This window comes from Mesorhizobium sp. M7A.F.Ca.US.005.03.2.1 (assembly GCF_003997795.1).
Taxonomy (GTDB): Bacteria; Pseudomonadota; Alphaproteobacteria; order Rhizobiales; family Rhizobiaceae; genus Mesorhizobium; species Mesorhizobium ciceri.
Window position 1 is genome coordinate 1 of sequence record NZ_RZRP01000452.1, and the last position, 5,085, is coordinate 5,085.

A 5,085-nucleotide genomic window follows, 5' to 3' on the forward strand; every position below is an offset into this window, starting at 1 on the left:
CACAAATACACCGAGATGGTCGACGGCAAGGAAGTCGAGAAGAAGGTGCAGACCGCCCGCTATCCCAGCGACTACTCACAGCGCATCTATGGCGAAGGTGGCCTGATGCCGCGTTTCGTCGACCACAAGCGCGGCGGCGGCCTGTCGTCGCCGATGTATGTCTATCGCTGGGAGAAGATGGAAGCGGTTCTCGACGCCCACAAGGATTGGGATGGCGACCCCCATGAAGGCATCGTCATCGACTATGTCGATCCGACGACCGGCGGACCCGTCTTCCACACCATCAATTTCTACGTGCAGATGCTGCGCCCCGGCGAGAAGACCTTGCCGCAGCGCGAGACCGCCAGCCTGCTCTTGGCGCCGTTCCGCGGCAACGGCCATTCGATCATCGACGGCAAGCGCTATGACTGGAACCAGTTCGACACCATCGCCATACCCGGCGGTTCCTGGGTCGAGCATGTCAACGGCTCGTCGAGCGAGCCGGTGATCTTCTTCGGCGCCACCGATGCGCCGACGCAAAAGGCGCTGCTCCTCTACAAGCGCTGGGGCCGCAACCAGGCCGGCGATCTGCTCCGTCTCGTCTAGTTCCGGTCCTCCGGCAGGCAATGTCCGCGCCGCCATTGGCGGCGTGGACATCGAAATGGAATTTCAGCAGCAAGGGCGTATGCATTTGGTTTCGGCGTTCAACACAAAGCAGATCGGCCATGTCGACTGCCCAGGCGGCGGTCAGGTCTGGGTCGACGGCAACATCCTCTATATCGGCCACATGCGGCCGCCGAGCGGCACGACGCTGGTCGACATTTCCGACCCGCGCAATCCGCGCAAAATTACGACGATCGATGTCCCGCCCGGTTGGCACTCGCACAAGGTGCGCGCCAAGGACGGACTGATGATCATCAACCACGAGCGCTTTGGCGACGCCGGCCCGGCTGATTTCGGCGGCGGACTGGCGCTCTATGACACCACCAAGCCGGCACAGCCGAAGCTCATCTCGAAATGGATAACCGGCGGCAAGGGCGTCCACCGCTACGACTTCGACGGCCGTTACGCCTACATATCGCCGACCGCCGACGGTTATGTCGGCAACATCGTGATGATCCTCGACCTGATCGATCCCGCGAAGCCGGTCGAGGTCGGACGCTGGTGGATACCGGGCCAGTGGACCGGGGGCGGCGAAGAGTATCCTTGGCACGACTATGTCACGCCGCGCTGTCACCATCCGCTGCGAATGGGCGACAGGCTCTATGTCAGCTACTGGCATCATGGCCTGTTCATCCTCGACATTTCGGACATCACCAAGCCGAAGCTGGTCTCGCACGTCAATTCGAGCCCGAGCTTTCCGCATCCCACGCACACCTGCCTGCCGATTCCACAGCCGCTCAAAGGCCGCAACATCATGGTGGTGGCGGACGAGGATGTCGCCAAGCTTCGGCCATCGCCGCCGGCCTTCACCTGGATTTACGACATCACTGACGAGACCAACCCGTTGCCGATCTCGACCTTCCAGGTGCCAGGCCTCGATACGGACGGTTCACCGCAGCCGCAGATGACCGGCTGCCATCAGCCTTCCGAGCGGTTCAATGGCACCGTCATTCCGTTTGCGTGGTTCGCGCAGGGGCTGCGCCTCGTCGACATCGCCGATCCGTTCGCGCCAAAGGAAGTCGGTCATTTCATGCCCGACGCGCCGGAGGGCGCGGAGCGTTCCTCGTCCAACGACGTGACCATCGACGACCGCGGCATCGTCTACCTGATCGACCGAATCCGCGGCGTCGACATCATCGAAACCAGCGTTCTTTAGGGGGATATGTTGAGCGACAGCACGCGAAAATCCGCCAGCCACTACGCCATCGGCAACAAGAACCCGAACCTGCCGTTTCATCCGGCGGTGCGTGCCGGCGATTTCATCTTCGTCTCGGGCCAGGTGCCGAAAGACGAGAACAACAACATGATCAGCGGCACGATCGAAGAAGAGACGCTGGCGACGCTGAAGACCATCGCGCGCGTCATCGCGCATGAAGGCGCGACGCTGTCGGATGTCGTGCGGATCACCACCTATCTCGAGGATACGCGCGATTTCGGCCGCTACAACAAGGCCTTCCTCGAAGGGATCGGCGACGCCGTTCTGGCGCGCACGACCGTCGAGGCAAAAGCGGTCATCAACACCAAGATCGAAATGGACGCCATCGTCTACAAGCCGCTGCCGGCGAGCAAGTAGGCCCTGGACACTAGCGAGGAGAAGACATGTACAAGCTGTTAGGCCGCCAGACATCAGGCAACGTCCAGAAGGTGCTCTTCATGCTCGAAGAGTTGGGAGCGTCCTACAAGCGCGAGGATTATGGCCGCCAGTTCGAGAACACGCAGACGGCGGAATACAAGGCGCTCAACCCGACCTCCAAGGTGCCGACGCTGGTTGACGGCGACACCGTGATCTGGGAGTCCAACACCATCCTGCGCTATCTCGCGGCATTCGGCGGCGAACAGTTGAATGGCGCTACGCCGGCGGAAAAGACCGAGGTCGAGCGCTGGATGGACTTCCTGCTGGCTGCGGTCAATCCGGGCTACCTGGCGGCCTTCAAAGGCGCCAAGCTCACGCCCGAGGAACAGACCGCCGAATACAAGGAGCAAGTGAAGGACCTTGTCGCGCAGCTCAAGATCGTCGACGGCCACCTGGCCGGCAAGGACTTCCTGGCGCTCGGCAAGCTGACCCTTGCCGACATTGCCTGCGCGCCGATCCTGAAGCGCTGCGTCGATTTCAAGATCGACCGGCCGTCAATGCCCAATCTGGAGCGCTGGGTGGCCGCGATCGCCGCTCGGCCGGCCTTCAAGGCGGCAACCACTGCTGCTCCCGCAAAGGCCGCATGATGATCAAGCGCGCCGCTCTCATCGGACTGGGAACGATGGGTCCAGGCATCGCCGCGCGGCTTTCGCGCGGCGGGCTCGATGTGACGGCGTATGACGTTTCGCCAGGGGCAATCGAGCGCGCCCGCGGCATGCTCGATCTTGCCGGCGGCGTGCTCGACCGTCTCGACATCGAGGCGCCCGGGACTGGTGCCGGCAAAGTGCGTTTCGTCGAGACGATTGCCGAGGCCGTCGATGGCGCCGAACTGGTGATCGAGAACGTGCCCGAGAATATCGACATCAAGGCGCAGACCTATCGTGACATCGATCCGCTGATCGGCCCGTCCGTCATCGTCGCTTCCGACACGTCGGGCATTCCGATCACCAAGCTGCAGGCTCATATCTCGCATCCCGAGCGGATGGTCGGCATGCACTGGTCGAACCCGCCGCACATCATCCCGATGATCGAGGTGATCGGCGGCGAGAAGACCGCGCCTGAAACCGTGGCTGTTATCCGCGATCTCATCCGCTCGATCGGCCTGCTGCCGGTGGTGGTGAAGAAGGACGTTCCAGGCTTCGTCGAGAACCGCGTGCTCTATGCGCTGCTGCGCGAGGCGGTCGATCTTGTCGAGCGCGGCGTCATCGAGCCGGAAGACCTCGACACCTGCGTGTCGTGGGGCATAGGCTACAAGATCGCCGTCATCGGCCCGATGGCGCTGCTCGATATGGCGGGGCTGGATATCTACAAATCCGTCTCGTCCTTCCTGAATGCCGATCTCTCCAACCGCGACGATGTGGCGCCGATGGTTCTGGAGAAGACGGCTGCGTCGAAATTCGGCATCAAGTCGGGCGAGGGCATGTTTGCCTACACGCCCGAGCAGACAAAGGCGCTGCAAGGTGAACGGGCGCGCAAGCTCGTCGCGGTGCGGCGCATCCTGGAAGGCCGGGAGTAGCCAATGTCACATGGTGCGCAGAGGGCCAGCCGGTTTGAGGAGCTCCACCGGTCGGCTGTTTGTGTGAAGGGCGCCTTCGCCATCAAGATGGTGCGGGTGCGGCAGAAAACAGCGCGCGGGGCGACAAGCCATGCGCATTGAAACCATCCGAGCCGCCGGCGACAGGCCGGCCCATATCCGCCATGACGATCTAATCTCCGCCAAGGGCGTTTCGGTGGTCATGGCCCGTCAGCTGATCCTCAGGAACATCGATCTTTCGGTGCCAAAGGGATCATTCGTTTCCCTTATCGGTCCTTCCGGATGTGGCAAGAGCACCTTGCTCAAGGTGCTGGCCGGGCTGGTGCAGCCTACCCAGGGCAGCGTTTCGATCGCCGGGCTCGCGCCGGTCGAGGCGGCGCGCAAGCGGATGATCGGCCTCGTCTTCCAGGACGCCAACCTGCTCCCCTGGAAAAACGCCGTCGACAATGCCTCGATGCTGCTCGGCATCGCCGACAAGTCGCTCTCGCGCTCGGATCTGCGGGCGCGCGGGCAGGAGATGCTGGAACTGGTGGGGCTGGGCGACAGCGCCCACAAGCGGCCAAACGAGCTGTCGGGCGGCATGCGGCAGCGGGTCGCCATTGCACGGGCCCTGGCGCTCGATCCGGCGGTCCTGCTGATGGACGAACCGTTCGGCGCGCTCGATGCCATCACCCGCGATTCGATGGGCCAGTCGCTGCTGGAGATCTGGCAGCGGACCGGCAAGACGATCGTGCTCGTCACCCATTCCATCGACGAGGCCATCCATCTGTCGCGCCATGTTCACGTGCTGGGGATCAAGCCGGGACGGATCACCGAGAGCCTCGACATTGCGCTGCCTTACCCGCGCGACCTGTCGGTCACCGAAGATCCGGAGTTCGTCAGGCTGGTGGTCCAGTTGCGAACGATGCTGCGCTCCAGCCATCAACCGGGAGGCGCATCTTGAGCGACCAACCCATATTCGACCTTTCCGAGCCGCGCCTCGCCTCCAGCTGGAGTGCGGCGACCGGCAGCTGGCTGCCGGCTGTCATCCTCCTGCTGGTGACGATCGTGCTGTGGGAAGCCGCGGTGCGGATCTTTGCCATATCCGCCTTCATCATTCCCGCCCCGTCCGAGATCGCGAAGTCGCTGGTGGCGCAATGGGGCACGCTGATGCAGGCGACGCTGGTGACGGCGGGCGAGATCCTGTTCGGCTTCCTGGTCTCGGTCGTGGTCGGCATTGCCATTGCGCTGGTCATCGTGCGCTTCGATTGGTTGGGACGCGCGCTGTATCCACTGG

5 protein-coding genes and 2 pseudogenes are annotated in these 5,085 nt (G+C 63.1%); all 7 read left to right on the forward strand.

Translation table 11 applies throughout. The annotated features are described in order from the left end of the window. Nucleotides 1-585 (forward strand): annotated as a pseudogene (locus EN991_RS22735) (gentisate 1,2-dioxygenase); the annotation flags it as partial. 55 nt (nucleotides 586-640) lie between these two features. Beyond that, nucleotides 641-1,798, forward strand: coding sequence for a hypothetical protein (locus EN991_RS22740; protein WP_013529859.1), 1,158 nt, complete (start codon nucleotides 641-643; stop codon nucleotides 1,796-1,798). Between the two features lie 6 nt (nucleotides 1,799-1,804). Beyond that, nucleotides 1,805-2,215: a RidA family protein gene (locus EN991_RS22745; protein ID WP_013529860.1), complete on the forward strand. Its 411-nt coding sequence runs from the start codon at nucleotides 1,805-1,807 to the stop codon at nucleotides 2,213-2,215. 26 nt (nucleotides 2,216-2,241) lie between these two features. Then, nucleotides 2,242-2,862 carry a glutathione S-transferase family protein gene (locus tag EN991_RS22750; RefSeq protein WP_013529861.1) on the forward strand — a complete coding sequence of 207 codons (621 nt, stop codon included), beginning with the start codon at nucleotides 2,242-2,244 and terminating at the stop codon, nucleotides 2,860-2,862. Continuing rightward, a complete protein-coding gene (gene fhmpcd1 / locus EN991_RS22755; RefSeq protein ID WP_024505124.1) occupies nucleotides 2,862-3,791 on the forward strand; it encodes a 5-formyl-3-hydroxy-2-methylpyridine 4-carboxylate 5-dehydrogenase in 930 nt (309 codons plus the stop codon). The genes EN991_RS22750 and fhmpcd1 overlap by 1 nt, the downstream gene beginning before the upstream one ends. Before the next feature lie 130 nt (nucleotides 3,792-3,921). Continuing rightward, nucleotides 3,922-4,752, forward strand: a complete 831-nt coding sequence (locus EN991_RS22760) for an ABC transporter ATP-binding protein (protein WP_013529863.1) — start codon at nucleotides 3,922-3,924, stop codon at nucleotides 4,750-4,752. Next, a pseudogene (locus tag EN991_RS22765) lies at nucleotides 4,749-5,085 on the forward strand (ABC transporter permease); the annotation flags it as partial. The gene EN991_RS22760 and the pseudogene EN991_RS22765, both read left to right, overlap by 4 nt.